Raw genomic sequence first — 24,772 nt, forward strand, 5'->3', positions numbered from 1 at the left:
GCCATTGTGCGCGCGTTGTCCGCGCCACACTGTCGATGCGGCGACATTTCGCGTCGGCGGCTCTGCGCTCCATGCGGAGGGATCGCAATGACCCGGCAAAAGCGGATGGTCACGCTATCGCTTACGCTCGACGAACTGCTCACGCAATCGCCGTGGTTTGCCCGCCTGGATGCAACCGCGCAGGCCCGCGTACGCACCGAAGCGTCGGAGCGCGCCGTTGCAACGGGTCAGTCTTTGAGCCTTCACGGCGAACGGCAACACGCCTGGTTTGGCGTGCTTGAAGGCCTCATCAAGTGGTCGATCACCGCTCGCGACGGACAAACGGTGACATTGGGCGGGCAGTCGGTCGGCAGCTGGTTCGGCGAGGGCACGCTGATCCGCAACGCGCCGCGCGAATCGGATCTCATCGCCCTGCGTGACAGCCGTGTCGCGCAAATTCCCCGCACGACCTTCAACTGGCTTCGCGAGCAGCAACCCTCGTTCAACGAGTTCCTGCTACTTCAGGTTAACGAACGCTTGCACTGGTTCATGGGCGCCGTTGCCGCAAACGGCCTGCTCGACACCGACAGTCTCGTCGCCCGGGCGCTGGTGGGAATGGTGCAGCCGCTGTCCAATCCGGGTGGCGTCGCGCATTTGGCGCTATCGCAGGAAGAACTCGCCAATCTCGCCGCCGTGTCGCGACAGACGTGCAATAAGGCCATGACCCGCTTCAAGAACGCAGGCCTCGTGCACACCGAATACGGGGGCATCGTCGTGGTCGATTTGCCCGGGCTGCGCGCTTTGGCCGGATAACGTCGCCTCGGGTGCTCGGGTGCCCGCACGGATCGGTGTTTACGCTGTCCCGAACTGTCGCGCCATAGACAGTCGCGCTCACGCCGGCCCGAAATAATGCGTGTCATACATCAGGAGACACGCAATGAATCGCGCCCATTCGCTGTCCTCAGCAGCCGCGCCGCTCGAGAGCCCGTCAGGCCGACTGGCCGAAGATGCCGTCTTTCAAAAGATCAGCTGGCGCGTGATGCCGCTCATTCTGATCGCCTACGTCTGCGCATTCCTCGACCGCATCAATATCGGCTACGCGCAGTTGCAGATGAAGCAGGACCTTGCCTTCTCCGACGCGGTCTATGGACTCGGAGCCGGTATCTTCTTCGTCACGTATCTTTTGTTCGAACTGCCAAGCAATCTGCTGCTCGAGAAGATCGGCGCGCGGCTCACCTTCCTGCGGATCATGGTGCTGTGGGGCCTCACATCCGCCGCCACGGCATTCGTCACGGCGCCGTGGCAATTCTATGGAATCCGGTTATTGCTCGGCCTGTTCGAAGCGGGCTTTTTCCCCGGCATCATTCTTTATTTGACGTACTGGTATCCGAGCCAGCGCCGCGGCCGCGTGACGGGTCTGTTCCTGTTCGGCATGCCGATCACAGGCGTGCTCGGCGGACCGCTTTCGGGCACGATCATGAGCCGCCTGGAAGGCGTCGGCGGCATGCACGGCTGGCAATGGCTGTTCCTCGTCGAAGGCTTGCCGACGGTGTTGTTGGGGATTGTGCTGTATCGCATGCTTCCAAACCGCCCGGCTAGCGCTCCATGGCTGAACGATGCCGAGAAAGCGCTCGTGCAGTCGGTCCTCGATGCCGATCACGGCGGCAAATCCCGCTCTGGCCATCATGGCAAGCTCACCGCGGCGCTGGTCGACCCGAAAACCTACGTGCTGGCTTTCGTCTACTTCTGCTGCGCCTGCGCCGTCTACACGCTGACGTTCTGGTTGCCGACGATGATCAAAGGGCTGGGCATCGCCCCGCTTGCCACGATCGGCTGGTATACGGCCGTGCCTTATCTCTTCGGTGCGCTGGGTGTGCTCGTCATCAGCCGCAGTTCGGATCGCTTCAAGGAGCGCCGCTGGCATGTCGGCGGCACGCTGGTTCTGGGCGTCGTGGTGCTCGCCTTGACCTCGTTCCTCGGCACCGCTGTCGTACCGGTGATGGTCCTGATGTGCGTGGCCTCGTTCTTCATCTTCGGCGGCGGCTCGCTGTTCTGGTCGATCCCGCCGACCTACCTTGGCCGGGACTCGGCTGCGGCAGGGATCGCCGTCATCAGCTCGCTGGGGATCCTCGGCGGATTCTTCAGCCCGACGCTGATCGGCTGGATCAAAAGCGCGACCGGCAGCATCCAGATGGGCCTGCTTGCCCTGACCGCGGTTGTCATCGGCGGCGGTCTCACGATCCTGCTGGGCCTGCCCAAAAGCGCAGTCCGGGTTGGTCCCGGCGACGATTCGAACGCGCCTTGATCGAATTGCCATCGCCATTCCTGTTCTTTGCATCCCATTCAAAATCTGGAGTCACCCATCATGAGCAAGCCCAAAGTTATCGTGACCGTTGCCCCGACCGGCGGCATGGCCAGCAAGACAATGAACCCGAACCTGCCGACGCAGCCGCAGGAGATCGCGGACGACACCTATCGTTGCTATAACGCCGGTGCCAGCGTCGTTGCGGTGCACGCGCGGCGTCCCGACGATGAGGCCACCTGCGATCCGGCAATCTATAGCCAGATCAACCGGCTGATTCGCGACAAATGCGACATCATCCTCAACAACTCCACCGGCGGCGGTATCAATGGCGACATGGTTCGCGAACTCGACAACGGCCTGTGGGAAATCCAGTGGGAAGAACGGCTGAAGGGCATGCAGGGCGACGGCGTCGAGATGTGCACGCTCGATGCGCAGACCGTGATTGCGAGTTTTGGCGGCAAGGAAATACTGGTGGCGACACCGCCCTCGCGCATCCGGCAGATCGCGCAGATGATGAAGGATCGCGGCATCAAGCCGGAGTGGGAAGTGTTCGGCCTCGCCGATATTGTCCAGGATGTGCAGCGTGCGATTCATGAGGGGCTCGACGAGGCGCCGCACTTTATCAATATCGTGATCGGCGCCAATGCGTTTCAGGGCGCCTTGCCCTACACGCCCCGGTTGTTGCAGACGATGGTCGATCATCTGCCCCGCGACACCGTTTTCAATGTCAGCGCCATCGGCGCGGCGCAGTTGCCCGCCGCGATGAATTCGCTGTTGCTCGGAGGGCACGTGCGAGTCGGGCTCGAAGACAATCTCTACTATCGGCAAGGTCAGTTGGCCACCAATGTGCAACTGGTCGAGCGGCTTGTGCGCCTGGTACGCGAGATGGGCTATGAGCCGGCCACGCCCGCTGAAGCACGGGAGATCATTGGACTGCGGCCGTTGCGCGAAACCAGCCGCGCGGCCTGTCAGGAAGCGTAGGCAATAGCAGCGCGGGCCATCCAGGTCGCCGTTGTCGGCGCGGGTGTCATTAACGCAGGTTGGGCGACATACTTCCTGGCGCAGGGTTTTGCCGTCACAGCGACCGATCCCGGCGAGGGGGCCGAGTCGCCCTCCTGATTCCACCTCATTTGTTCCCCCGACGCAAAACTCATAGTCCATGGCGGGTGTTCGAATCCTGCGCCGATACGCCTAGAGTCTGCATCCATCGGATCGCTTCGATCCGCCCGGCAAGCAGACCGGAAACTCACTTCCAGCGAGGCCCATTGTGAACACCCCCGTGAACACTCCCGTGAACACCCCCAGCAGCAATTCGAAAGTCATCATCGTCACCGGCGCGTCGCAAGGCATTGGCGCGCAAACGGTCGAGGCGTTTCTCGCACTCGGCCATCGCGTGGTTGCGACGTCGCGCACCATCGCGCCCTCTACCGACGCGAATCTCGTCACGGTAGCCGGCGATATCGGCGACCCGGCCACCGCGCGCCGAGTAGTCGATGCCGCCATCGAGCGCTTCGACCGCATCGATACGCTCATCAATAACGCCGGCATTTTCATCGCCAAGCCGTTCACGCAATACACGGCCGACGACTACGCGGCAATCACCCGCGTCAACCTCAACGGCTTCTTCCACATCACGCAACTGGCCGTCGAGCAGATGCTCAGGCAACGCAGCGGCCACGTGCTCAGCATCACAACGAGTCTTGTCGATCAGGCCAACCACAACGTACCTTCGGTGCTGGCTTCGCTGACCAAGGGCGGCCTGAATGCGGCAACGAAGTCGCTCGCGATCGAATACGCCGCCGCGGGCATTCGCGCCAATGCGGTGTCGCCGGGCGTCATCAAATCGCCGATGCACGCGCCCGAAACGCACGCGGCATTGAGCGCGCTGCATCCGATGGGGCGCATGGGCGAAATGAGCGAGATCGTCGATGCGATTCTCTATCTGGATTCCGCCGCCTTCGTCACCGGCGAGATCCTGCACGTGGATGGCGGCCAGAGCGCCGGGCATTGAACTCATCGAACCCATTGACCGCGCGCCGTGCCGAACGGCCGCGCAACCGGCCGGCCGCAGCTTGGCCGATGCTCGCGGCCGTGCATGGCCGCATGGCACAGACCGTGGACGCCGGCATGGGCGATCTGGACTGGTCGGCAATGGCCGTTTTCCTGCTCGACTAATAGCGCTCTGGCGGGCCGCCCGCACCCGCCCGTTTCTCCAGCAGCCGAAAGCGCGTTTCATATTGCGGAATTCCGAGCGATTTTCTGCGTCGCGGCGTTTTCGCGGCTTGAAAAGGTGTTTTGCATCGCAAAATTTCTCTCGTATCTCATTGAAATATAAGAATAAATTATGTCTTATGTCTTATATAAGAGTTGAGCGAACGGCGCTTACTATTAAGTCATGCAGTGCGCTTCGAGACACGCAGCGACACGCCGGACTCACCAGTCAAACGCGCTTTCCTCTCAGGAGATACACATGTCCCAATATCAAGAAGACATCCAGGCAGTTGCCGGTTTGAAGGAACAACAAGGCAGCGCCTGGGATGCCATCAATCCCGAATACGCCGCCCGCATGCGCGCCCAGAACAAGTTCAAGACGGGCCTGGACATCGCGAAGTACACGGCAAAGATCATGCGCGCCGACATGGCTGCCTACGATGCCGATCCGGCGAAGTACACCCAGTCGCTCGGTTGCTGGCACGGTTTCATCGGCCAGCAGAAGATGATCTCGATCAAGAAGCACTTCAACAGCACGGAGCGCCGCTACCTGTATCTGTCGGGCTGGATGGTCGCCGCCCTGCGCTCGGAATTCGGCCCGCTGCCGGACCAGTCGATGCACGAAAAGACCTCCGTCAGCGCGCTGATCCGCGAGCTGTACACCTTCCTGCGTCAGGCCGATGCACGCGAACTCGGCGGTCTGTTCCGCCAGCTCGACGGCGCTGAAGGTCCGGCGAAGGCCGCGATCCAGCAAAAGATCGACAACCACGTGACCCATGTCGTGCCGATCATCGCCGACATCGACGCCGGTTTCGGCAACGCTGAAGCGACCTATCTGCTGGCCAAGCAGTTCATCGAAGCGGGCGCCTGCTGTATCCAGATCGAAAACCAGGTCTCCGACGAAAAGCAGTGCGGTCACCAGGACGGCAAGGTCACCGTGCCGCACGAGGACTTCCTCGCCAAGATCCGCGCGATCCGCTACGCGTTCCTCGAACTGGGCGTGGACGACGGCATCATCGTGGCGCGCACCGACTCGCTGGGCGCGGGCCTGACCAAGCAGATCGCCGTGACGCACCAGCCGGGCGATCTGGGCGACCAGTACAACGCGTTCCTCGACTGCGAAGAACTGTCCGCCGACCAGTTGGGCAACGGCGACGTCATCATCAAGCGCGACGGCAAGCTGCTGCGTCCGAAGCGCCTGCCGAGCAACCTGTTCCAGTTCCGCGCCGGTTCGGGCGAAGCGCGCTGCGTGCTGGATTGCATCACCGCGCTGCAGAATGGCGCCGACCTGCTGTGGATCGAAACCGAAAAACCGCATATCGCGCAGATCGGCGGCATGGTCAGCGAAATCCGCAAGGTGATCCCGAACGCCAAGCTGGTCTACAACAACAGCCCGTCGTTCAACTGGACGCTGAACTTCCGCCAGCAGGCCTACGATGCGATGCAGGCCGCCGGCAAGGACGTGTCGAAGTACGATCGCGCCCAGCTGATGAGCGTGGAATACGACCAGACCGAACTCGCCACGCTGGCCGACGAGAAGATCCGCACCTTCCAGGCCGACGCGTCGCGTGAAGCCGGCATCTTCCACCACCTGATCACGCTGCCGACGTACCACACAGCCGCACTGTCGACGGACAACCTCGCGAAGGAATACTTCGGCGATCAAGGCATGCTCGGCTATGTGGCAGGCGTGCAGCGCAAGGAAATCCGCCAGGGCATCGCCTGCGTGAAGCACCAGAACATGTCCGGCTCGGATATCGGCGACGATCACAAGGAATACTTCAGCGGCGAAGCAGCGCTGAAGGCAGCAGGCAAGGACAACACGATGAACCAGTTCTAAGAACGGTCATTTCGCAAGCAAACAGCACGCAAAAACGCCAGCCCAGCCGGGTTGGCGTTTTTTGATCCGCCTTGCCGAAAACACGCGGCTGCACCAATACTCTTCGTCAAACCCGGCAACGGAGAGCACCATGTCCCTGCAGAGCATCAAGCATGTCGTCGTCGTGATGTTCGAAAACCGCTCGTTCGATACCATGCTCGGCGGTCTTTACAGCAACGGCGCGAGTCCCGCGCAATTTCTGCCTGCATCGACTGCGCAGAAAGCATTCGATGGCCTGACACCCGGACTGTCGAATCCCACCAAGGCAGGCGGCACGATCTTCGCAACCACGCCGGCCGCCACCGCCACCCTGCCCGATCCCGACCCGCAGGAAACGTTTGTGAACGTAAGTGAGCAACTGCTCGGCGGCGCGGCAGGCGCGGCGCCGATGTCCGGCTTCGTGCTCAACTACGAAACGACCACCACGGCAGACCCCAGCCAGGTCATGCAGTGCCACAGCCCGGAACAGTTGAACGTGCTGTCCACGCTCGCGCGCGAATACAGCGTCTGCGATGCCTGGTTCGCCTCCGTGCCCAGCCAGACCTGGCCGAATCGCGCCTTCGTCCACGCGGGCACCTCGAACGGTCACGTGGACAACGGCCATCCGCCCGATCCGTTCGACTGGCAGGTGCGCACCATCTTCAACGTGCTGAGCGACGTGGGCGCGAGCTGGGCCGTATATAGCGATGCGCTGATTGCCCCCTCGCTCACGGTCACGATGTTCCCGACGCTCTGGGGTACGAAATACAAGCCGAATTTCCAGCGCTTCGGCGATTTTGTCTCTGCTTGCCAGAACAACACCTTGCCGCAGTATGCGTTTATCGAGCCGCGCTTTCTGCTCGATCCCAACGATCAGCATCCGCCTCACGACGTCTACGCGGGCGAGCGCTTTCTCTACGATATCTGGCACGCCATCAGCAAGTCGCCTGCGTGGCCCGAGACGCTGTTCATCATCACCTACGACGAACACGGCGGCACGTACGATCATGTGCTGCCGCCCGCCAACGCCGTGTCGCCCGATGCCGCGAGCGACCCAGGCGACCAGAACTTCGCATTCGACCGCTTTGGCGTTCGCGTGCCCGCCGTGGTCGTTTCGCCGTGGATCGCGCCGGGCACCGTGCTCCGCTCGCCGGAGCCCACGCCTTACGACCACACCTCGATCCTCGCCACCTTGCGCGACTGGCTCGCCATCGCGCCCACGGACATGCTCGCGAGCAAACGCGTCGCCGCCGCGCCGACGCTCGCGCCCCTGCTCACGCTCGACACGCCGCGCACCGACCTGCCGGCAATCGCCGCGCCGCCCGCCAGCGGCTTTACCGCGACCAGCCTTGCGCGCCCGCTCAACGATCTGCAGCAGAGCCTCGTGAGCGGCACCGCGCGCCGAGCGGGACTGAACCCGGCGGCGACGCTCGGTTCGATGTCCACCGGCCAGCACGCGCTGGACTTCTTCCACAAGCTGACGGGCGGCAGCCCGCCTGCACCGCAGCCCGCCGATCCCGCCAGCGAGACCGCACCGGCAAGCCCATCGCCACAGGACTGACCGGCACCGTGCGGCGACTCGCGCCACCGTCATCAACCCGCAATCTGCACGCGGTACGCTGGGCGTACAAGAACTCAGATCCCAGCACCGCATGCAACCCGTCACCTCAGAGTGTGACCGGGCGTCAGTCCGCGCCGCCCGTCTTAGTGTCTTCGCGAGCGCCTCGCTGGTGGCCGTGCAACTGACGATCGGCTGGTGCGCGGATTCGCGCGCCATCTTCGCCGACGGCGTCCACACCTTCATCGATCTGCTGGTCGATGCACTCCTTTTTGCCTCGCTGTTCCTGCGCGCCAGTCAGTTGCGCAAGCTGCCGCGCATGGCCGCGTCCTTCACGCCAGCGACCTTCTGCACCACAGTCTCAGCCCTCGCGGGCGCTGCATTGCTGGCTCAGGGTTGCTGCGGCATGTCGGTTGCGGACGCAACGATTCCGGCCGCCACCAGCGGCGCGACGCAGAGCTGGGTGCTGGCAGCGGCGTTGCTGGTGATCGCCATCCGCGAATACACGGCGCGACGCCTGAGCGCCACTGCGGAAAAAGTCGCCGATACCGATTCGCGCGCCGCAAGCGTATTGAGCGCGGGTGCGTGGCATGCGCGCATCGATGCGTTGTCGGCTTGTGCTGCGGCGGCTGGCGCGGGCGGGATTCTGGCGGGCTTCGGCAACCTCGACCATATCGCCACGGCTTTGATCGGCGCGATCATGCTCGCCACGGCGATCTTTCCGAAAGACAGCCCGATTCGCAAAGGCCTGAGCTTCCTCAAGGCGTCTGCATGGCGGATGTGCTCGCTGCGCATGGGGCCTCGCGCGCAGGCTGCGGCTTCGGAGCGTGGCGCAGGACGCTAGAGCTGCCAGCGCAACCGCGCCTCTGCGCGGCTGCATCAGCCACTAATACACGCTGGGTACGCCCGGCGGACGATGTTTGAAGCGCCGATGCACCCAGTAGTACTGCTCTGGGCACTTCCGTATCTGCGTTTCCAGAAACTCGTTGATCCGACGCGCGTCCTGTGTGTCGCATTCCGATGGAAAGTCGCCGAGCGGCTCGAAGATGGTGAGCTTGTATCCGCGATAATCCGGCAGCACTTCCGTAACGAACGGCACCACCCGCGCATGGGCCAGGCGCGCCAGGCGCGAAACCGACGTGAGCGTGCAGGCGGGAACGCCGAAGAACGGCACAAAAACGGAATTGTGGATGCCGTGATCCATGTCCGCGGCCAGCATGACCGGTTTGCCCGAGCGAAGCAGCCCAACGATCTTCCTCGCGCTGGTCGAACGTTCGATCATCTCCGCGCCAAATCTGCCACGTTGGCGCTTCGCCAGCGCGCACAGGCGCGCGTTCGACATCCGCGTGTACAACGAGGCGGCGGGCGATTGCGTCGAATACAGTATGCAGCCCACCTCGATGCTCACAAAGTGAAAGCCCAGGAAGATGGTCGGTGGCGCATTCGGGTCGTCCAGATCAATCCGGCTTTCGATGTCCACCAGCTTCAGCAAGGACTTCGCACTGCCAAACCATTGAATGCCGCGTTCGAGATAGCTGCGGATGACATGGCGAAAGTGATTTCGCGCGAGGTCGTCGTACTCGCGTTCCGAGCGGTCTGGAAAGCACAGCCGCAGGTTGACGTGAACGATACGTTTGCGGGAGCTCGGAAGCCGGTACAGCATCGCACCGAGCGAGCTGCCAAGCCTCGCGACCAGCCCGTAAGGAAGGATAGAAAGAACGCGTAGCAGCGCCACCATCGCAGCAAAGCCTGCTCGCCCCAAGAATTTTTCCTGCTTATGCGTTTCGTCTATCGCCATTTGGAAAAGTATCGACACTGATGGAGAGCGATCCTTGCTAGGCTCAGCGCCGTGGCGGGAAGCTGGAACGAAAAAATTGACGTTGCGACGCCATTGTCTTGAGGTGAACGAAGCGTACCAATTTCAGGCCGGCTTCGCACGTGCCACTTTGTGACAGGCTATGTCGCTACGCACCATAGGGATTTGTCCCCGGTAAAGGACGATTGGCCTGCTCACGGCCTGCCTCAAGCCGTAACGGCGCAGCAGCGTCACGGCATAACGCACACCGAAGCACCGGCCAGACACGCTACTACTGCGTCCCCATCGACGCCAGCCGTCACCCCTTACCCCAACTATCACCACGGTTATTCTGGCCAATCTAAATAGTAATGGTTATCATTTACAAATCCAGATGACGTAGACGCACTGTCTGCGCACAGGATCAAACACGGCGCAAACAGGAGGCACGCCCATGCACCAGCACGCCACGCCCGCCACCGGCGGCTCGCCAGCCAGAGACCAGAGCTTGTCCCAGTGGCAAGCGATCACCCGTCAGGCGATCGCCGCCACGCGCGAAGCCGGCGCAGGCGCCGCGCTGGACGGCTACGAACGCGCCCTGTCGATCGCACGCCAGTTGCTGGCCGCGCCGCCGCCGGGCCATGCCGAAGATTGCGTCGCCGCTCTGGTGGTTTCCTGTCACAACCTCGCCGATCTGCACCTCGACCACGGCGATACCGACACCGCCGCGCGCTATCTGTGCCGCGCGCACGAAACGCTCATCGCGCTGATGGTCGACACCGACCGGTCCGCGTCGCTTCGCCAGGCTGCGCTGCATCACAGCCGGCAAACCCACCTTGCCCTGATCTCGCATGTGGCCAGCCATGGGCCCCATCCCCTCGTCACCCGTGTCCTGCGCGCGGGCTGTCTGGCGTTGAACGTCGACGGTCCGGCGCGGCACTGATCCACCCGCTGATTCCCTTCAGCCCGCCCGCAAGGAGTTACCTCGATGCCCTACGTTTTGCCGGACCTGCCGTACGCGGTCGATGCGCTCGAACCGCATATCGATACCCGCACGATGGAGATCCATCACTCGAAGCACCATCAAACCTACGTCAACAATCTCAATGCCGCGCTGGAAGGCAGCGAATTCCACGATCTGCCGGTCGAAGCGCTGGTCGCCCGGATCGAGTCGCTTCCTGAATCCTTGCGCCTGGCAGTCCGTAACAACGGCGGCGGTCATGCCAACCACAGCCTGTTCTGGAGCGTGATGTCGCCGCGCGGCGGCGGCGAGCCGGACGGCGCGCTCAAAGCCGCCATCGACGCCGATCTGGGCGGCTTCGACGCCTTCAAGGACGCTTTCACCAAGGCTGCGCTGACGCGCTTCGGCAGCGGCTGGGCCTGGCTGAGCGTCGATCCCAAAGGCAAGCTGGTGGTGGAAAGCACCGGCAATCAGGATAGTCCGCTGATGGCGGGCCTGATGTCGGGCAACACGCCGATTCTTGGCCTCGATGTCTGGGAACACGCCTACTACCTGAAGTACCAGAACCGCCGACCCGAATATATCGGTGCGTTTTATAACGTGGTCGACTGGCAGGAAGTGGCGCGCCGTTACGCCGCCGCACGCGGTTAAGCGCAAGCAGGCATCTCAGGCACTCCGGATCGCTCGCCGCATGATCAGGAACACTAAGTAGTCATTGATCGTATGACACACAACGTCATACGGGAGGTTTCGATGAACACGGCGACAGACTCCTGCACGCTCACCGGGCGTGCAACCAGCGCGATCCGCGAAGTGCTTGCCGGCGGTCCGCGCGGACCGCGGGCGCTGCTGCTGTTCGCGGGCCCGGCGGTGATCGCCTCGATCGCCTATATGGACCCCGGCAACTTCGCGACCAACATCCAGGCCGGCGCCGGATACGGCTATGCGCTGCTGTGGGTCGTGCTGGCCGCCAACCTCGTGGCGATGCTGTTCCAGGCGCTCTCCGCGAAACTCGGCATCGTCACCGGCCGCAACCTGGCGGAACTGTGCCGCGAGCAGTTTTCGCGTCCCGCCGTCTACGCGATGTGGGGCGTCAGCGAAATCGCGGCGATGGCCACCGATCTCGCCGAATTCCTCGGCGGCGCGATTGCACTCGCGCTGCTCTGCAAAATGCCGCTGATCGCCGGAATGGCGATCACGGCAATCGTCACTTACGGCATCCTGCTGTTCGAGAAAAACGGCTTCCGTCCGATGGAAATCGTGATCGGCGCGCTCGTGAGCGTGATCAGCCTTTGCTATCTCGTCGAGATGTTCATCGCGCCGGTTGCCTGGACACAGGTGGCCCGGCACACGCTCGTGCCGTCACTGCCGGGCGGCGGTGCGCTGGTTCTGGCGGCGGGTATCGTCGGCGCTACGGTGATGCCGCACGCGATCTATCTGCACTCGGGGCTAACGCAAGGCCGTATCGCCAGCAACACGGCGCACGAGCGCCGCCTGCTGGTGCGCTTTTCCAATCTAGAAGTGATCGTCGCGCTGTCTGTCGCCGGGCTGGTGAATATGGCGATGGTGATCATGGCCAGCGCTGCATTTCATACGGGCCACCGGGACGTGGCGGAAATCGGCACGGCGTATCAAACGCTGACACCGCTGCTAGGCGCAGGCGCGGCCTCGCTCTTTCTGGTTTCGCTGCTGAGCGCCGGGGTGTCGAGTTCGGTGGTCGGCACCATGGCCGGGCAGATGATCATGCAGGGATTTGTCGGCTTCCGGATTCCGGTCTGGCTGCGCAGACTCGTGACGATGGCGCCTGCGTTCGCGGTCGTCGCGCTGGGCGTGAATGCGACGCAGGCGCTGGTCGTCAGCCAGGTGGTGCTCTCGTTCGCATTGCCGGTGCCGATGGTCGCGCTCGTGTGCTTTACGCGCCGCCGCGACATCATGGGCGAATTCGCCAACAGCCGCATGACCGATGTTGCCGCGATCGCGGCAACCGGGGTGATCCTGCTCCTGAACGGCGTCCTGCTGCTTCAGACCTTCGGCGTGGCGCTGCCGGGTTTCACCGGCGCGGCTTAAGCCCGCTATCTCACGACGCGCCGAAGGTGTTCATCATCAGGCGCGGCCGTCGTAATTCGTCCACTGTCCCGCACTGAAATCGTAGAGTTTGCAGTGACGCGCGGTGGAGAAATACCAACTCCACGAAAACGGCTGGATCACGATGCGCTCGGGCAGCAGCATTTCGAGCCGCGCCTGCGCCTCCTCCAGCCGGTACAGTGGAATGCTCATATCCAGATGATGCGCGGTGTGCTCCATGATGTGATGCATCATCGCGCCGAAGTGCCATTTGAAGGTCAGGTGCACGGTGGTCGAAATAAACGGCTGCGCGTTGGCCCATGCCGTGCGGTCGTCATACCAGCGCACGCGTTGATGCGTGTGATGCACATAGACGACAAAGCCGATCATCGAGCACCAGAACAGAAACGGCACGCCAAACCCGCACACCAGCAACAGCAGCACCGATTGCTTGGTCGCCACGGCGGCCGCCGCGAGCGCGCCCAGCCAGACGAGCGCGAACGCGGCCACCAGGCTGCAGTCGCGGAAGAACACCGGACGGCGCGTCGGCATCGCGGTCTTGCTTGGGAAGAACATGCGCTTCCACCAGATCTCGACCATGTAGTAGAGGCCCGGCGCCCAGCCGCTTCGATAAAGGCGCTCGACGCAGCGGCGCGGACGCGACAGCGCGCAAAACTCCGCGAGACTGAGCGGCGCCCAGATGAAATCGAAACCCTTGAGGTTCGTGTAGCCGTGGTGCACGACGTTATGTCCCACTTCCCACAGGCTGTACGGCGTAAGCGACGGCAGGAACGCAATGCGGCCGAGCCATTTGTTGAGCCCGCGGCGCGGCGTGAGGCTTTGATGGCACGCATCATGTCCGATGATAAACAGCCGCCCGATCACGAAACCCATGCAGAGTGCGCCAACCAGTTTGAGCGCTACGCTATGCGCGAGCACGACCAGCGCCATCAACGCGGCGAAAACGGCATAGTCGATCAAAAGCAGGACGATGGGATAGGCGGTCGTGCGCCCGGACAGCGATTCGAGCCACGAGCGCAGGATTTTCCGGTGCGGCAACGGATCGCCTGGCGGCACGGGCTGGACAGGCATGGTCATAGGTCGATTCACCTCGTAAGAAGAACAGGGAGCGATGAGTGCAATGTGCGTAAAGGGCACAAAAGACGTAAAGGGCGCAGACGCGGCGAGCGCACAGAACATCGGGGCTCGCGCGCTCAGGCGGAATGAGTCGGCGATTTTCGCCGTGCTGTGGGACTTTCGATCAGTCGTCCAAAACAGGTCTTGATTGCGATCAAGAGACCGATAACGGCGACGTTTGGCCGCATGGGTGCAGGCGGGCGACGTCTGGCGGCGCTTTGCTGTGCGTGGCTAATCGTCGGCATCGGCGGATGCGGCCACTCTCGATGCGATCACCCGGTCGAGCGCGTCGGGCTGCATCACCAGCACGCATTGCTTGCCGGTGCGCGAGCAATAGTCCTTCACCCGCCACCAGTCGCCGTGGCTCACGCATCCCGCCTGGCAGATCACGAGATCGGCATCGGCGAGACCGGCATTAAGCTGCTCGGCGTCGCCCGCATCGGTGCGCACGAGTTGCACGCCCGTTTCGGCGAGCGCGAGATCGGTTCGCTCCGTCGGCTGACGGTCCTGGGCGATCCACATGACGACCTTGCGCTGCCCGCCGGGCGACGCGGCGGCTACGGACGTTGCCTCCACCGCAGGGCGGCTCGCGTTGAACGTGCCGCGCGTTGCTCCGCGCGTGAGCGTACTCACCCGCTCTTCGAGCACCCGAACCTGCTGTGCAAGCGCGAGGCGTTTCGGCAAACCGGCAATCGCCGACTTCACCTCGGCGAGTTCTTCCCTGGCCCATGCAAGCGCCGTTTCGCGGATCATCGCGGTGGCGCGCAACTGCATCGCCTGGGCTTGCAGCGCGGCAATCTGCTTCGCCTGCTCAACGATGACCGCCGACGCGCGCCGCTGCGCACGTCCTAATTCCCCAACCACCCGGCAGTGCTCGTCGCACAAATGTCCCCAGTCTCGATCTGTCGCCGTCATTGCATTCCGTCCTTGCTGGCATCCGCGCCCAAAGCCCCTCCATATTAGCAATGATTCTCATTTACTAAAAGATGGGCGATGCGGGATATGCGGGTTGGGTGACGGCGATCGAGACGCGATGACGCGAGCTGAGACGTCCTTTGGTCCTTTGACCGGCCGCCAGCCTCAGGAGCGCGGCTTCGCCTTGCCGCGTCCTGCCCGCCTCGCCACGCGCGCGCGGCGCGATTCGGCATGCTCGCGGATCATCTCGATCAAGGCGCGCAAGCCAGCGGGCGTGTGACGACGGCCGGGATAGTAGAGGCAGAGCCCGTCCAAAGCCGGCGTCCAGTCTTCGAGAACACGCACGAGCGCGCCGGCCGCGAGATCGGCGTGGACGTTCCACTCGGTCAGATAGGTCAGCCCGAGACCCGCGCGGGCGGCCTCCAGCATCAGATGCGGCTCGTCGAGCGTGAGCGCGCCTTCGCCGTCGACGCGCACGACTTCGCCGCGTTTTTCGAATTCCCATTGATAGATCGCGCCGCTCGGCATGCGGCTGCGTATGCAGCGATGCTGCGCGAGATCGGCGGGCGTGCGCGGCGGCTTATGACGAGAAAAATACTCTGGACTCCCGACCACGGCGAAACGCTGACGATCGCCGAACGGCACCGCGATCATGTCCTGCGGCACGGTTTCGATGAGCCGGATACCCGCATCGAAACCTTCGACGACGATATCGATCAAGCGCCCTTCCGTGACGATATCGAGCTTCATCTCGGGAAAGCGCTTCAGAAAGGCGATAAAAACCGGCATGACCTGCCGCGCCGCGCCCGCCGAAGTGTTGATGCGCAGCGTGCCTGAAGGCGTGTCGCGAAAGCTCCCGGCCTGGTCGAAAGCGCTCTGGATGGTGGCGAGCGCCGGCGCCACGGTCTGCACGAACTGCGCGCCCGCTTCCGAAAGCGACACGCTGCGCGTCGTCCGGTTGAAGAGCCGCACGCCGATGCGCGCTTCGAGCGCCGCCACCGCATGACTCAACGCCGAAGTCGAAACGCTCAACTCGTCGGCCGCCGCGCGAAAGCTGCTCCTGCGCGCCACGGCCAGCACGGCTTCCAGCTCGCTCAATCCCGAGGTTTTCATTGTCCTGGATTCCTCAATACGTCGTCCCGGATTGTACGGCTAGTCAGGTCAATCGCATCGGCCTATCTTGCGATCTGGACAACGCATTCACTTCAAGACCATGCAGATCATCGAGCACATCTATATCGACGGCGCCTTCGTGGTGCCGCACGGCAGCGAATATTTCGATCTCTTCAATCCATCCACCGAGCAGGTGATCGGTCGCGTGCGCCTCGCCGATGCCGAAGACGCGCGCGCCGCCATCGCCGCCGCGAAACGCGCTTTCCCGGCTTTTTCGCGCACCGATAAAGCCGCGCGCGTCGCCCTGCTCAGACGCCTGCACGCAGCCGTGCTGGCGAAGGAAGACACGTTGTTCGAAGCGATCGTCGAGGAATACGGCGCGCCGGTGTCGCGCGGTCGCTGGATGGCGCGCCACGCGAGCGACGTGCTGCAGCAGGCCGCCGATACGCTCGAAGCGTATTCGTTCGCGAGCCGCGCGGGCACGGCGAACGTCGTCATGCAACCGCTGGGCGTGGCGGGCCTGATCACGCCCTGGAACAGCGACGCGGGCTTTATCTGCGGCAAACTCGCGGCGGCGCTGGCGGCAGGCTGCACGGCCGTGATCAAGCCGAGCGAAATGAGCGCGATGCAAACGCGCATCGTCACCGAAGCGCTGCACGAAGCGGACTTGCCCAAGGGCGTATTCAATATTGTCACCGGTCGCGGCGATATCGTGGGCGCAGAAATCTGCACGCATCCCGATGTCGCGAAACTGTCGTTCACGGGATCGACCGCTGTGGGCAAGGCGATTCTCAGCGCGGGCGCGCAAACGCTCAAACGCGTGACGCTGGAACTGGGCGGCAAATCGCCGGTGATCGTGCTCGACGATGCAAATTTCGACGATGTCGTTCCACTCGCGTTGCAAGCGGGATTCATGAATAGCGGACAGGCCTGCATTGCCGGCACGCGTATTCTGGTGCCGCAATCACGTCTCGCTGAATTCGAGGCGAAGATTGTGGAAGCTATTGCAGAGTTTCAATCGGGCGACCCGCACGATCCGCATACGAGCATCGGACCGATGGTGAGCCAGAAACAATGGGAGCGCGTGCAGCGTTATATCCGCGTTGGGATCGAAGAAGGCGCGCGTCTGCTCGCAGGCGGAGAAGGACGGCCATCGAGCGTCGAACGCGGATGGTTCGTGCGCCCTACGCTCTTTAGCGACGTGCGCAACGACATGACGATTGCGCGTGAAGAAATCTTCGGGCCGGTCCTTTCGATCATCGCGTATCGCGACACCGAAGACGCCATTGCGATTGCCAACGATACGCCCTATGGATTGCAGGCCTATATCTGCTCGCCCGATGTGGAACGCGCACGCGCCGTTGCCGCGCGCATCGACGCCGGCCGCGTGCTGATCAACACACTCGCACACGAACCAGCCGCGCCGTTTGGCGGCTTCAAGCAATCGGGTATCGGACGCGAATATGGACGCTTCGGGCTGGAGGCATTTCTGGAGCCTAAATCGGTTCTGGGCGTATAAGCACAATCACTTGCAAAAGCGTTTGCAGATACTGAACGACAGTCGTTGTTATTCAGGATTATTATTTAATCGGACCGATTGATACCGACCTTATCTATTGCTTAAGTACCGTCGCCGTTACAAAAAATATACTGCTAAAGCGTATTTAGATTGGCGCCGATAAAGCACTTGCCGTATTCCGGCATCGCATCACAACACCGTGCTTCAATAGATATAAAGGGGAAAATTTGATGGCCATTCAATCGGTCTCCAGCCCGCTCAATAGCGCCAATGTAGCGGCAACGAATACCACCACAACTAGCAGCGGCCAGTCCGCGCAAACCAGCGCTACGAACCAGACGTCGAGCGCCACGCAATCGCAAAGCGGCACGTCCGCGACGCAAAGCACGTCGTCGGCATCGTATTCGGTCAAGATCAGCAACGCGGCACGCGCGGCGCTGGCCGAAGCCACGGAAACATCCGTTCAGACTGCGCAGGAAGCCAATCGCGGCGATATGCAGGCGCAACGTCTGCTGGCGAAGGAGCAGGCCAACAAGGTCAATTAACAGGGCAGCTAACAGGTCAATTAGCGCAGATCGACCCGGCTCCCGCTTCGATTCGTGAAGCGGGAGTTGGATTCAGGCAATGCGCGGCAAAACCCATCAATCCTCAGACGCCATATCGCCGAACAGATCCGGCTCGGATGGCGAACCGGACGGCTCGGGCACGGTGCCCGAGCGCACCTGCGCGAGTACGTCCGCAGGCAGCCAGGCGTCTTCCAGTGCGCCCAGACCGCCTTCAATCAGTTGCTGCAGGAAATACGAAGGCTTGCGGCCGCTTGTTTCCGCGAGCAGCCGCAATCGACGTTCGATGGACGGATCGACGCGAACCGCGACGACCTTCAACTTCTCCGCACTCTTTTTCCTGCCCAACTTGTACTCCGTGCCTGGCGCCTGGTGCGCGATTCGCGCGCCCATGAAAAAACCCGCGAAAGCATGACGCTTTTGCGGGTTTCCATATCCTTGGTGCCGACGGCGAGACTCGAACTCGCACAGCTTTCGCCACTACCCCCTCAAGATAGCGTGTCTACCAATTTCACCACGTCGGCAAGGGATCGGCATTGTATCGAGACTTTTCGAATTTTTGAAGAGCAATATCGAAAATTTTTTCAGGCGTGTGAAAAAGGCCTGAAAAGTCGCTACGTTGCGAAGCGCCCGCGTGCGCGATCAATGCGCGAGCGGCCGCAGGAAATCGGCCACCATCGCCGCGACCTGCGCTTCCTGCTCGCGGTGCGGGACGTGCCGCAAGCCTTCCATGATCGCGGCCCGTGCAGGACCGCTTACGCTCGCCGCGATCCGCTCGGGATGCACGCGCGTGCCGTATTCGTCGAGACTGCCGTGAATCGCGAGCGTGGGGCACGACACGCGTGGCAGCACCGTATCGAGCGACCAGTCGGCAAATTCCGGTGAGAGCCAGGTATCGATCCAGGCATCGAGCACCCATTGCGTCTTGTCGCCGTGATAGCGCGCCAGCCGCGCGAATTGCGTGGGATCGCGGAACTGCTCGCGCGCAGCGCGAATGCCGGCCAGCGTGCGATCTTCCACAAAGGTCTGTGCCGCTTCGGTCACGAGCGCCACGCACTGCCCCGCATGGCGAGCCGCACATTCGACCGCCATGCCGCCGCCCACGCTATGGCCGAACGCGATAAAACGCTCGATCCCTAACTGCTCGCACAGCGCGGGGAAAAAGCGCGCGGCCTCGTCGCTCACGAAGTGTGCTGCGAGTCGATCCGCACGCGCATCCGATGCGCCAAAACCCGCGCGATCGTAGGCGATCACGCGGCGTTTCGTTGCGCGCGCAAGCGTCTGGGGAAACGCGCCCCATAGCGTCACGCAACCGAGCGAATCGTGCAGCAGCACGATGGGCCCGCGCGTGGAATCGGCGTCATTAGTTTCGCCATCGGCCTGCCAGCTACGCGCGAACAGCTTGCCCGTGGGGCCCGCGATCCAATGGTCCTGCGTGAAAGCGCTTGTCTCTTTCATTGTTATGCGGTCGTTCTGCTGCGAAGTGGAAGCGGCCGAAGCGTTCAGCCGAGCAAGTGCCTCAGTATGCCGGTTGCCGCCACGCCGATCAGCACCGTCGGCAGCAAGGAGAAGCGCGTCGCGGCGAACAGCGTGATGGCGAGCGCCACGAGATCGGCGGGATCACGCGAGACGAACGCGGGCGCGATCACCGAAATCAGCACACAGCCCGGCACATTCTCCATCACGGCGCGCATACGCGGGCTCAACGTGCGGTCGCGCAAGGCCACATAGCCGATGATGCGCGTGAGGTAAGTGGTTGCGGCCATCAGGAAGATGGTCGCCAGCGTAGCGAGCGTCGATCCTTCAAGCATGGGCCGGCTCCCGCAGCACGGCCGTCACAAGGCCCGCGCACGCCCCGACCGCCACATACCAGGCGCCCGGCACGTAAAGGTAGGTCACGCCTGCAGCCGCGAGGCTCACGAGCCACGGCAGACTCGCGCGCGCGCCCTTCCACATGCCCTTGAGCAGCACGAGAAAAACCGCGGTAAACGCCATGTCGAAGCCATAACGCTGCACATCGCCGAGCACGGGACCGAGCACCGCGCCCAGCGCCGTGAACGACACCCACGTGAGCCACAGATTGATGGCGACGCCCATGTAATAGGCCATGCTCACGCGTCCGGCGCCGTTGGTGCGAGCATCGGCCATCGCCATTGCCCAGCTTTCGTCGCACATCAGAAAGAGCGCGGGCAGCGCGCGGCGCAGCGGCACGTGGCGGATGTATTGCGCGAAGGCCGCGCCCATCAGGATATGGCGCGCGTTGACGAGGAACGACATCGCGACGATCAGCGCGATATGCGGCGGCGAAGTCCACAGACGCACCGCCGTGAATTCGGAACCGCCGGCGAAATTCACGCCGGTCATCAGCGGCACTTCGAGATTGCTCAGGCCCTTTTGCGCGGCCTGCGCGCCCAGCACCAGAGCAAACGGAATGAAGCCCATCATGATGGGCAAGGCTGCACGCATGCCGCGCGCGACTTCGGAAGTATCGATGGAACGCCGCGTGGAAGCGGCAGAGGTAGGCACACTGCTCATAATAATTACAATTCCTGCAAAGGCGATATTTTCTGCCGAATGCATTCGAATCGGGTTGCGTTGTGGCCATGCAGGCGCGAGAATTTGGCATTCAATGCCACGAATCAGCAGAATATCGACATGGAAAGCCATCCGAAGCTCGACGCCATCGACCGGCGCATTCTCAACGCCCTGCAGCGCGACGGCCGTTTGCAGAACGTCGACCTGGCCCAGCAGGTGGGGCTCTCGCCCTCGCCGTGCCTGCGCCGCGTGCGTCTGCTGGAAGATGCGGGCGTGATCGAAAAATACGTGGCCGTGCTCGATCCGGCCAAGGTGGGCAAGGCGCTGACCGTGTTCGCGCGCGTCTGGCTCAAGGGCCAGGACGCGCATACGGTCGACAGCTTCGCCGAAGCGGTGCGCCATTTCCCCGACGTGGTGGAATGTCACCTGATGGCCGGCGATTGCGATTTTCTGCTGCGTATCGTGGCCGCCGATCTCGACGAATATCGCCGCTTCCTGATGGAATATCTGACGCGTATTCCCGGCGTACAAAGCGTGAAAACCGATATCCCGATGCAGAAAATCAAACTCACGTCTGAAATTCCGATGTGATCAGAAGCGTGAGCGAAAGCGGCCCGTTTAATCGGCGTTCAGTTGTTTTCGCATTGCCACGGTAATGCGCTGTTTCGCGGTGTCGTAGTCTTGCCAAGGATCGTCGTGTAGCGCTTTCAGGCGCTCGTGCAGATTCGCGACGGTCCATTGCGCGCCGCTTTGCACGTTGCCCGCTTCCAGCTCTTCCCACGCGATCGGCACTGAAACGCCCAGCCCCGGCCGCGCGCGCGGCGCATACGCGGCAATCGCAGTTGCGCCCCGGCCATTGCGCAAATAGTCCACGAAAATGCGGCCCGTGCGGTTTTTTGGGCCCATCTTCGCGCTGAATCGATCGGGCAAGGTCGCCGCCATATGCACCGCCACCGCACGCGCAAAATCCTTTGCCTCGTGCCATTGCGCGTGGCGCGCGAGCGGCACGATCACATGCAGGCCCTTGCCGCCGCTCGTTTTACACCATGCACGCAGGCCTAAAGCGTCGAGCAGTTCGCGCGTCAGTTGCGCCGCTTCGATCATGCGGTCCCAACCGAGCTTCGGGTCGGGGTCAAGGTCGAAGATCAGGCGATCGGGCTTTTCGATGCTCGTGACAAGCGCATTCCACGTGTGCAATTCGATCGTGTCCATCTGCGCCGCGCCCACGAGTGCATCGACGCTATCGAGGGTCAACAGCGGCGCGTGACCTTCATCGAGCCCCGCGTGCTGCGTGGCGTGCGCAATCTCGAGCTTGCTTGCGTGCTTCTGAAAGAACAGTTCGCCGCTCACGCCCGAAGGCGCGCGCACCAGCGCCACCGGCCGTTTCTGTAGCTGCGGCAGCAGCCATTGCGCGACCGCTTCAAAGTAATGCACGAGGTCGATCTTGCGCAATCCACTGCTTTCGTCGATCACGCGTTCCGGGTGAGTGATGCGTATGCCCGCCACTTCGGTTTCTCCTTTTACGGTGCGCGCCTTCTTTTGCACCGGCGGCGACCGCGCTTCGCGCATGATCGACTTCGGCGGCTTGTCGTCGCGCAGGCCGACGAACGACGCCTGGCGCACCACGCCCGCGCTGGTCCAGGTCTTGAAGCGCACTTCGGCCACGAGCTCGGGGCGCACCCAATGCACGCCAGCACGACGCTCTGCCGACGGCACGGCATCGAATGGCGAAGTCTTGCGTTCGCGCTCGCGCAAGGCGCGCGCCAACGTCTTTAGGCGCGCGCTGTCGAAACCCGTGCCAACACGTGCGGCGTAAAGCAGCGCGCCGTCGTCGTCATAAACACCCAGCAACAGCGCGCCGAAACCCACGCGGCTGCCCTCGGGCTCCGTATAGCCGCCGATCACGAATTCCTGGCGCCGCGAGCAGCGCAATTTGAGCCACGATGGACTGCGCGTCGATGTATAGGCGCTGCCCGCACGCTTGGCGACCAGACCTTCGAGATTCGCTTCGCACGCGGCTTGCAAAAGCGCATCGGGATCGCCCGCGAAGGCTTCGGAGAATCGCAGCGCTTCGTGCGGACGATCCGCCAGCAAGGCCTGAAGCTGCGCGCGGCGCGATTCCAGCGGCACCTTGCGCAGATCGAAGCCGTCGAGCCACGGCAGATCGAAGAACCAGATGGCGATGGGGTCGCTGCTGCCTTCATCGAAGGCGTTTTGCAGCGCCTGGAAATCGGGCACGCCGGCTTTATCGAGCACCACGGCCTCGCCGTCCAGCCATGCGGATTCCAGCTTCAGCGTGCGCAGCGCCGCTGCCTGCTGCGGGAATTTCGCGGTCCAGTCGTGGCCGGAACGCGTGACGATGCGCACGTCGGATTTGCCGCGCGCGTTGTGTTCGATGCGGACCAGCACGCGATAGCCGTCGAATTTGAGTTCGTAGAGCCAGCCGTCTTTTCCGGGTGGCGCGCTGGCGGGCGTGGCGAGTTGAGGCGAAAACGTGGCCGGGAGTGCAGCGCGAACGACACCTTCCAGCGATGCGAGGTCGGCGCGCGAGGTAGCGGCTTTTGTGCGGCGAGCGCGCCTGGGTTCTGCACGCTTGCGCTTTACACTCGCCGCCTTATCGTCGGTCACATGGACGGCATCTTCGGACACTGCTTCATCGTCGCGCTGTTTGATGAGCAGCCAGTTATCGTGCTTCACATCGCCCATCGAGCTACGAACCAGCGCCCAGCCGCCATGCAGTTTTTCGCCGTCGAGCGTCAAAGCCAGCTTGCCATGCGCATACCCTTCGCGCGCGGCGCGCATGCCGCCTTCCGGCTTCCACGTGCCGTGATCCCAGATCTCGACGGTCCCCGCGCCATAACTGCCTTCGGGAATGCGGCCTTCGAATTGCCCATATTCGACCGGATGATCCTCCACGTGCACGGCGAGACGCTTGACGCCCGGATCGAGACTCGGCCCTTTAGGCACCGCCCAGGACTTGAGCGTGCCATCCAGTTCGAGGCGGAAATCGTAATGCAGATGCCGCGCATCGTGCCGCTGGATCACGAACGAACCGGCGCTCGCGCTTTTGCGTTTTCCACCGTGCGCCGCGCGTTTCGCCTTGGCGGCTGGCTCCGGTGTTTTATCGAACCGGCGCTTTGATTCGTAATCCTTGAGATTTGCGCGAGTCGGCATATGCATTGACTCCAGACGGCTTCGAAGCGCTAGGCCGCACGCTTGCCGCGACGGCTCGCCGTTTTACGCGGCGTGCCGCTGCCTGCTGCATCGTCATCGCGCGCCGTACCTTTGCGCTTGCCCAGGCTGCGCTTGAGCAATTCGGTCAGATCGACGATATCGGCACTACGCGCCTTCTGCGCGGGCGCCTGCACGCGCGTGACTTCATGCGCCTTGCCTTCGCTCACCTTGCGTTCGGCAAGTTCGAGAATCGCATCGCGGAAGGTGTCGCGATACGCGTCGGGTTGCCAGTCGGTGGTCAGATCGTCGATCAGTTTGCGCACCATCTGCAACTCGCGCGCGCTCACGCCTTCGCTCTTTGCGCTCTTCGGCAGGGCTTGAATGTCCTCGAATTCGCGCACTTCCGTGGACCAGCGCAAGGTCTGCAACGCCAGCGCCGGCCCCGCCGCGATCACCGCCGCGAGATGCTGCTTGCTATGCATCACCACATTGGCAATGCCAATCTTGCCGCTGGCCGCCAGCGCATCGCGCAGCAGCGCATAGGTCTTGCCTGCGCGCCGGTCGGGCGTGAGCCAGTACGGCGTATCGAGGTAGACGAACGACAGTTGCGAGGCGTCGATAAACGCGAGGATATCGACGGTCTGCGTGGCCTCGGCGCTGGCCGCGCGAATCTCTTCGTCCGAGATCACCACGTACGCGCCTTTCTCGTACTCGTAGCCACGCACGATATCGTCGCGCTCCACAGCCTTGCCGGTGCGCTTGTTGATCTGACGATAGCCGATCGGGTCGAAGCTGCGGCGCTCCAGCAGATTGAAACCCGTGTGCTCGCTCTGCGTGGCGGGCACGAGTTCGACCGGCACGTAGACGAGCCCGAAACTGATAGCGCCTTTCCAGATCGCTCGCGGCATGATCGCCCTCCTTCCGCTGGATTGCCTGCCCGTGCAGGGAACGATCGTGGAGCAAACGCGATGCCTGCGTACGCGCGGCAAACGCAACGCGCGCGCTTTGGCTATAGTACGTGGCGCCGATTTTGGTGCCACATTCGGCGACACATTGAAACGCATCAAATAAATGCCTATTGGGCA

General features: G+C 62.8%; 24 protein-coding genes, 1 tRNA gene and 1 pseudogene. 15 read left to right on the plus strand and 11 right to left on the minus strand.

Annotated features, from left to right (window positions below; genetic code table 11):
- Positions 1 to 87: 87 nt before the first annotated feature.
- From U5A67_RS13320 to U5A67_RS13360, 9 genes and pseudogenes are all read left to right on the plus strand, one after another.
- Positions 88 to 792 carry a Crp/Fnr family transcriptional regulator gene (locus U5A67_RS13320; protein ID WP_321814783.1) on the plus strand — a complete coding sequence of 235 codons (705 nt, stop codon included), beginning with the start codon at positions 88 to 90 and terminating at the stop codon, positions 790 to 792.
- A gap of 124 nt (positions 793 to 916) precedes the next feature.
- Positions 917 to 2,284: an MFS transporter gene (locus U5A67_RS13325; protein WP_321814782.1), complete on the plus strand. Its 1,368-nt coding sequence runs from the start codon at positions 917 to 919 to the stop codon at positions 2,282 to 2,284.
- Between the two features lie 60 nt (positions 2,285 to 2,344).
- Complete coding sequence (locus U5A67_RS13330) at positions 2,345 to 3,265, plus strand: 3-keto-5-aminohexanoate cleavage protein (protein ID WP_321814781.1); 921 nt, start codon at positions 2,345 to 2,347, stop codon at positions 3,263 to 3,265.
- An 18-nt stretch (positions 3,266 to 3,283) separates the two neighbouring features.
- A complete protein-coding gene (locus U5A67_RS13335) occupies positions 3,284 to 3,403 on the plus strand; it encodes a 3-hydroxyacyl-CoA dehydrogenase NAD-binding domain-containing protein (protein WP_415767830.1) in 120 nt (39 codons plus the stop codon).
- Positions 3,404 to 3,575: 172 nt separating this feature from the next.
- Entirely contained in the window at positions 3,576 to 4,295 is a 720-nt protein-coding gene (locus tag U5A67_RS13340; RefSeq protein WP_321814780.1) for an SDR family NAD(P)-dependent oxidoreductase, read from the plus strand.
- A complete protein-coding gene (locus tag U5A67_RS13345) occupies positions 4,292 to 4,459 on the plus strand; it encodes a hypothetical protein (RefSeq protein WP_321814779.1) in 168 nt (55 codons plus the stop codon). Before U5A67_RS13340 ends, U5A67_RS13345 begins: the two co-directional genes overlap by 4 nt.
- Positions 4,460 to 4,754: 295 nt before the next feature.
- Positions 4,755 to 6,335 (plus strand): isocitrate lyase, encoded by a 1,581-nt coding sequence (locus U5A67_RS13350; RefSeq protein ID WP_321814778.1) that lies wholly within the window; start codon positions 4,755 to 4,757, stop codon positions 6,333 to 6,335.
- A 130-nt stretch (positions 6,336 to 6,465) separates the two neighbouring features.
- Positions 6,466 to 7,830, plus strand: a pseudogene (locus U5A67_RS13355) (alkaline phosphatase family protein); the annotation flags it as partial.
- A 175-nt stretch (positions 7,831 to 8,005) separates the two neighbouring features.
- The gene (locus tag U5A67_RS13360; protein ID WP_321814777.1) at positions 8,006 to 8,755 is read left to right on the plus strand and encodes a cation transporter; all 750 of its coding nucleotides are present in this window, start codon (positions 8,006 to 8,008) and stop codon (positions 8,753 to 8,755) included.
- Positions 8,756 to 8,797: 42 nt separating this feature from the next.
- Here U5A67_RS13360 and U5A67_RS13365 read toward each other — a convergent pair whose 3' ends face one another.
- A complete protein-coding gene (locus U5A67_RS13365; RefSeq protein ID WP_321814776.1) occupies positions 8,798 to 9,709 on the minus strand; it encodes a lipid A biosynthesis lauroyl acyltransferase in 912 nt (303 codons plus the stop codon).
- A 451-nt stretch (positions 9,710 to 10,160) separates the two neighbouring features.
- On the opposite strand from U5A67_RS13365, the gene U5A67_RS13370 reads away from it, so the two are divergent.
- The 3 genes from U5A67_RS13370 (at position 10,161) to U5A67_RS13380 (ending at position 12,734) form a co-directional block, all read left to right on the plus strand.
- Entirely contained in the window at positions 10,161 to 10,649 is a 489-nt protein-coding gene (locus tag U5A67_RS13370; RefSeq protein WP_321814775.1) for a DUF2753 family protein, read from the plus strand.
- A gap of 45 nt (positions 10,650 to 10,694) precedes the next feature.
- The gene (locus U5A67_RS13375) at positions 10,695 to 11,318 is read left to right on the plus strand and encodes a superoxide dismutase (protein ID WP_321814774.1); all 624 of its coding nucleotides are present in this window, start codon (positions 10,695 to 10,697) and stop codon (positions 11,316 to 11,318) included.
- 102 nt (positions 11,319 to 11,420) lie between these two features.
- A complete protein-coding gene (locus U5A67_RS13380; RefSeq protein ID WP_321814773.1) occupies positions 11,421 to 12,734 on the plus strand; it encodes an Nramp family divalent metal transporter in 1,314 nt (437 codons plus the stop codon).
- A 36-nt stretch (positions 12,735 to 12,770) separates the two neighbouring features.
- Here U5A67_RS13380 and U5A67_RS13385 read toward each other — a convergent pair whose 3' ends face one another.
- From U5A67_RS13385 to U5A67_RS13395, 3 genes are all read right to left on the minus strand, one after another.
- On the minus strand, positions 12,771 to 13,829 hold the full coding sequence (locus U5A67_RS13385; RefSeq protein WP_415767824.1) for a fatty acid desaturase: 1,059 nt from the start codon (positions 13,827 to 13,829) through the stop codon (positions 12,771 to 12,773).
- A 270-nt stretch (positions 13,830 to 14,099) separates the two neighbouring features.
- Entirely contained in the window at positions 14,100 to 14,783 is a 684-nt protein-coding gene (locus U5A67_RS13390) for a DUF2325 domain-containing protein (RefSeq protein ID WP_321814772.1), read from the minus strand.
- 165 nt (positions 14,784 to 14,948) lie between these two features.
- On the minus strand, positions 14,949 to 15,896 hold the full coding sequence (locus U5A67_RS13395; protein WP_321814771.1) for a LysR family transcriptional regulator: 948 nt from the start codon (positions 15,894 to 15,896) through the stop codon (positions 14,949 to 14,951).
- A gap of 100 nt (positions 15,897 to 15,996) precedes the next feature.
- Here U5A67_RS13395 and U5A67_RS13400 point away from each other — a divergent pair, with 100 nt between their 5' ends.
- Both U5A67_RS13400 and U5A67_RS13405 read left to right on the plus strand, forming a co-directional pair.
- Entirely contained in the window at positions 15,997 to 17,415 is a 1,419-nt protein-coding gene (locus U5A67_RS13400; protein WP_321814974.1) for an aldehyde dehydrogenase family protein, read from the plus strand.
- A 230-nt stretch (positions 17,416 to 17,645) separates the two neighbouring features.
- A complete protein-coding gene (locus U5A67_RS13405; RefSeq protein ID WP_321814770.1) occupies positions 17,646 to 17,960 on the plus strand; it encodes a hypothetical protein in 315 nt (104 codons plus the stop codon).
- Between the two features lie 96 nt (positions 17,961 to 18,056).
- Here U5A67_RS13405 and U5A67_RS13410 read toward each other — a convergent pair whose 3' ends face one another.
- From U5A67_RS13410 to U5A67_RS13430, 5 genes are all read right to left on the minus strand, one after another.
- Complete coding sequence (locus tag U5A67_RS13410) at positions 18,057 to 18,326, minus strand: hypothetical protein (protein ID WP_321814769.1); 270 nt, start codon at positions 18,324 to 18,326, stop codon at positions 18,057 to 18,059.
- 91 nt (positions 18,327 to 18,417) lie between these two features.
- Positions 18,418 to 18,502: transfer RNA gene (locus U5A67_RS13415), tRNA-Leu, on the minus strand.
- 118 nt (positions 18,503 to 18,620) lie between these two features.
- On the minus strand, positions 18,621 to 19,436 hold the full coding sequence (locus U5A67_RS13420; protein ID WP_321814768.1) for an alpha/beta hydrolase: 816 nt from the start codon (positions 19,434 to 19,436) through the stop codon (positions 18,621 to 18,623).
- A gap of 44 nt (positions 19,437 to 19,480) precedes the next feature.
- Complete coding sequence (locus U5A67_RS13425; RefSeq protein WP_205986738.1) at positions 19,481 to 19,789, minus strand: AzlD family protein; 309 nt, start codon at positions 19,787 to 19,789, stop codon at positions 19,481 to 19,483.
- Entirely contained in the window at positions 19,782 to 20,513 is a 732-nt protein-coding gene (locus tag U5A67_RS13430) for an AzlC family ABC transporter permease (RefSeq protein WP_321814767.1), read from the minus strand. Before U5A67_RS13430 ends, U5A67_RS13425 begins: the two co-directional genes overlap by 8 nt.
- Before the next feature lie 120 nt (positions 20,514 to 20,633).
- On the opposite strand from U5A67_RS13430, the gene U5A67_RS13435 reads away from it, so the two are divergent.
- Complete coding sequence (locus U5A67_RS13435) at positions 20,634 to 21,104, plus strand: Lrp/AsnC family transcriptional regulator (RefSeq protein WP_205986752.1); 471 nt, start codon at positions 20,634 to 20,636, stop codon at positions 21,102 to 21,104.
- A 27-nt stretch (positions 21,105 to 21,131) separates the two neighbouring features.
- Here the strand turns inward: U5A67_RS13435 and ligD are convergent, their stop codons facing one another.
- Positions 21,132 to 23,687 (minus strand): DNA ligase D, encoded by a 2,556-nt coding sequence (gene ligD, locus U5A67_RS13440; RefSeq protein WP_321814766.1) that lies wholly within the window; start codon positions 23,685 to 23,687, stop codon positions 21,132 to 21,134.
- A gap of 29 nt (positions 23,688 to 23,716) precedes the next feature.
- Positions 23,717 to 24,595 carry a Ku protein gene (locus U5A67_RS13445; protein WP_321814765.1) on the minus strand — a complete coding sequence of 293 codons (879 nt, stop codon included), beginning with the start codon at positions 24,593 to 24,595 and terminating at the stop codon, positions 23,717 to 23,719.
- Positions 24,596 to 24,772 lie beyond the last annotated feature (177 nt).

This window comes from Paraburkholderia sp. J69-1 (assembly GCF_905220255.1).
Classification (GTDB): Bacteria; Pseudomonadota; Gammaproteobacteria; order Burkholderiales; family Burkholderiaceae; genus Paraburkholderia.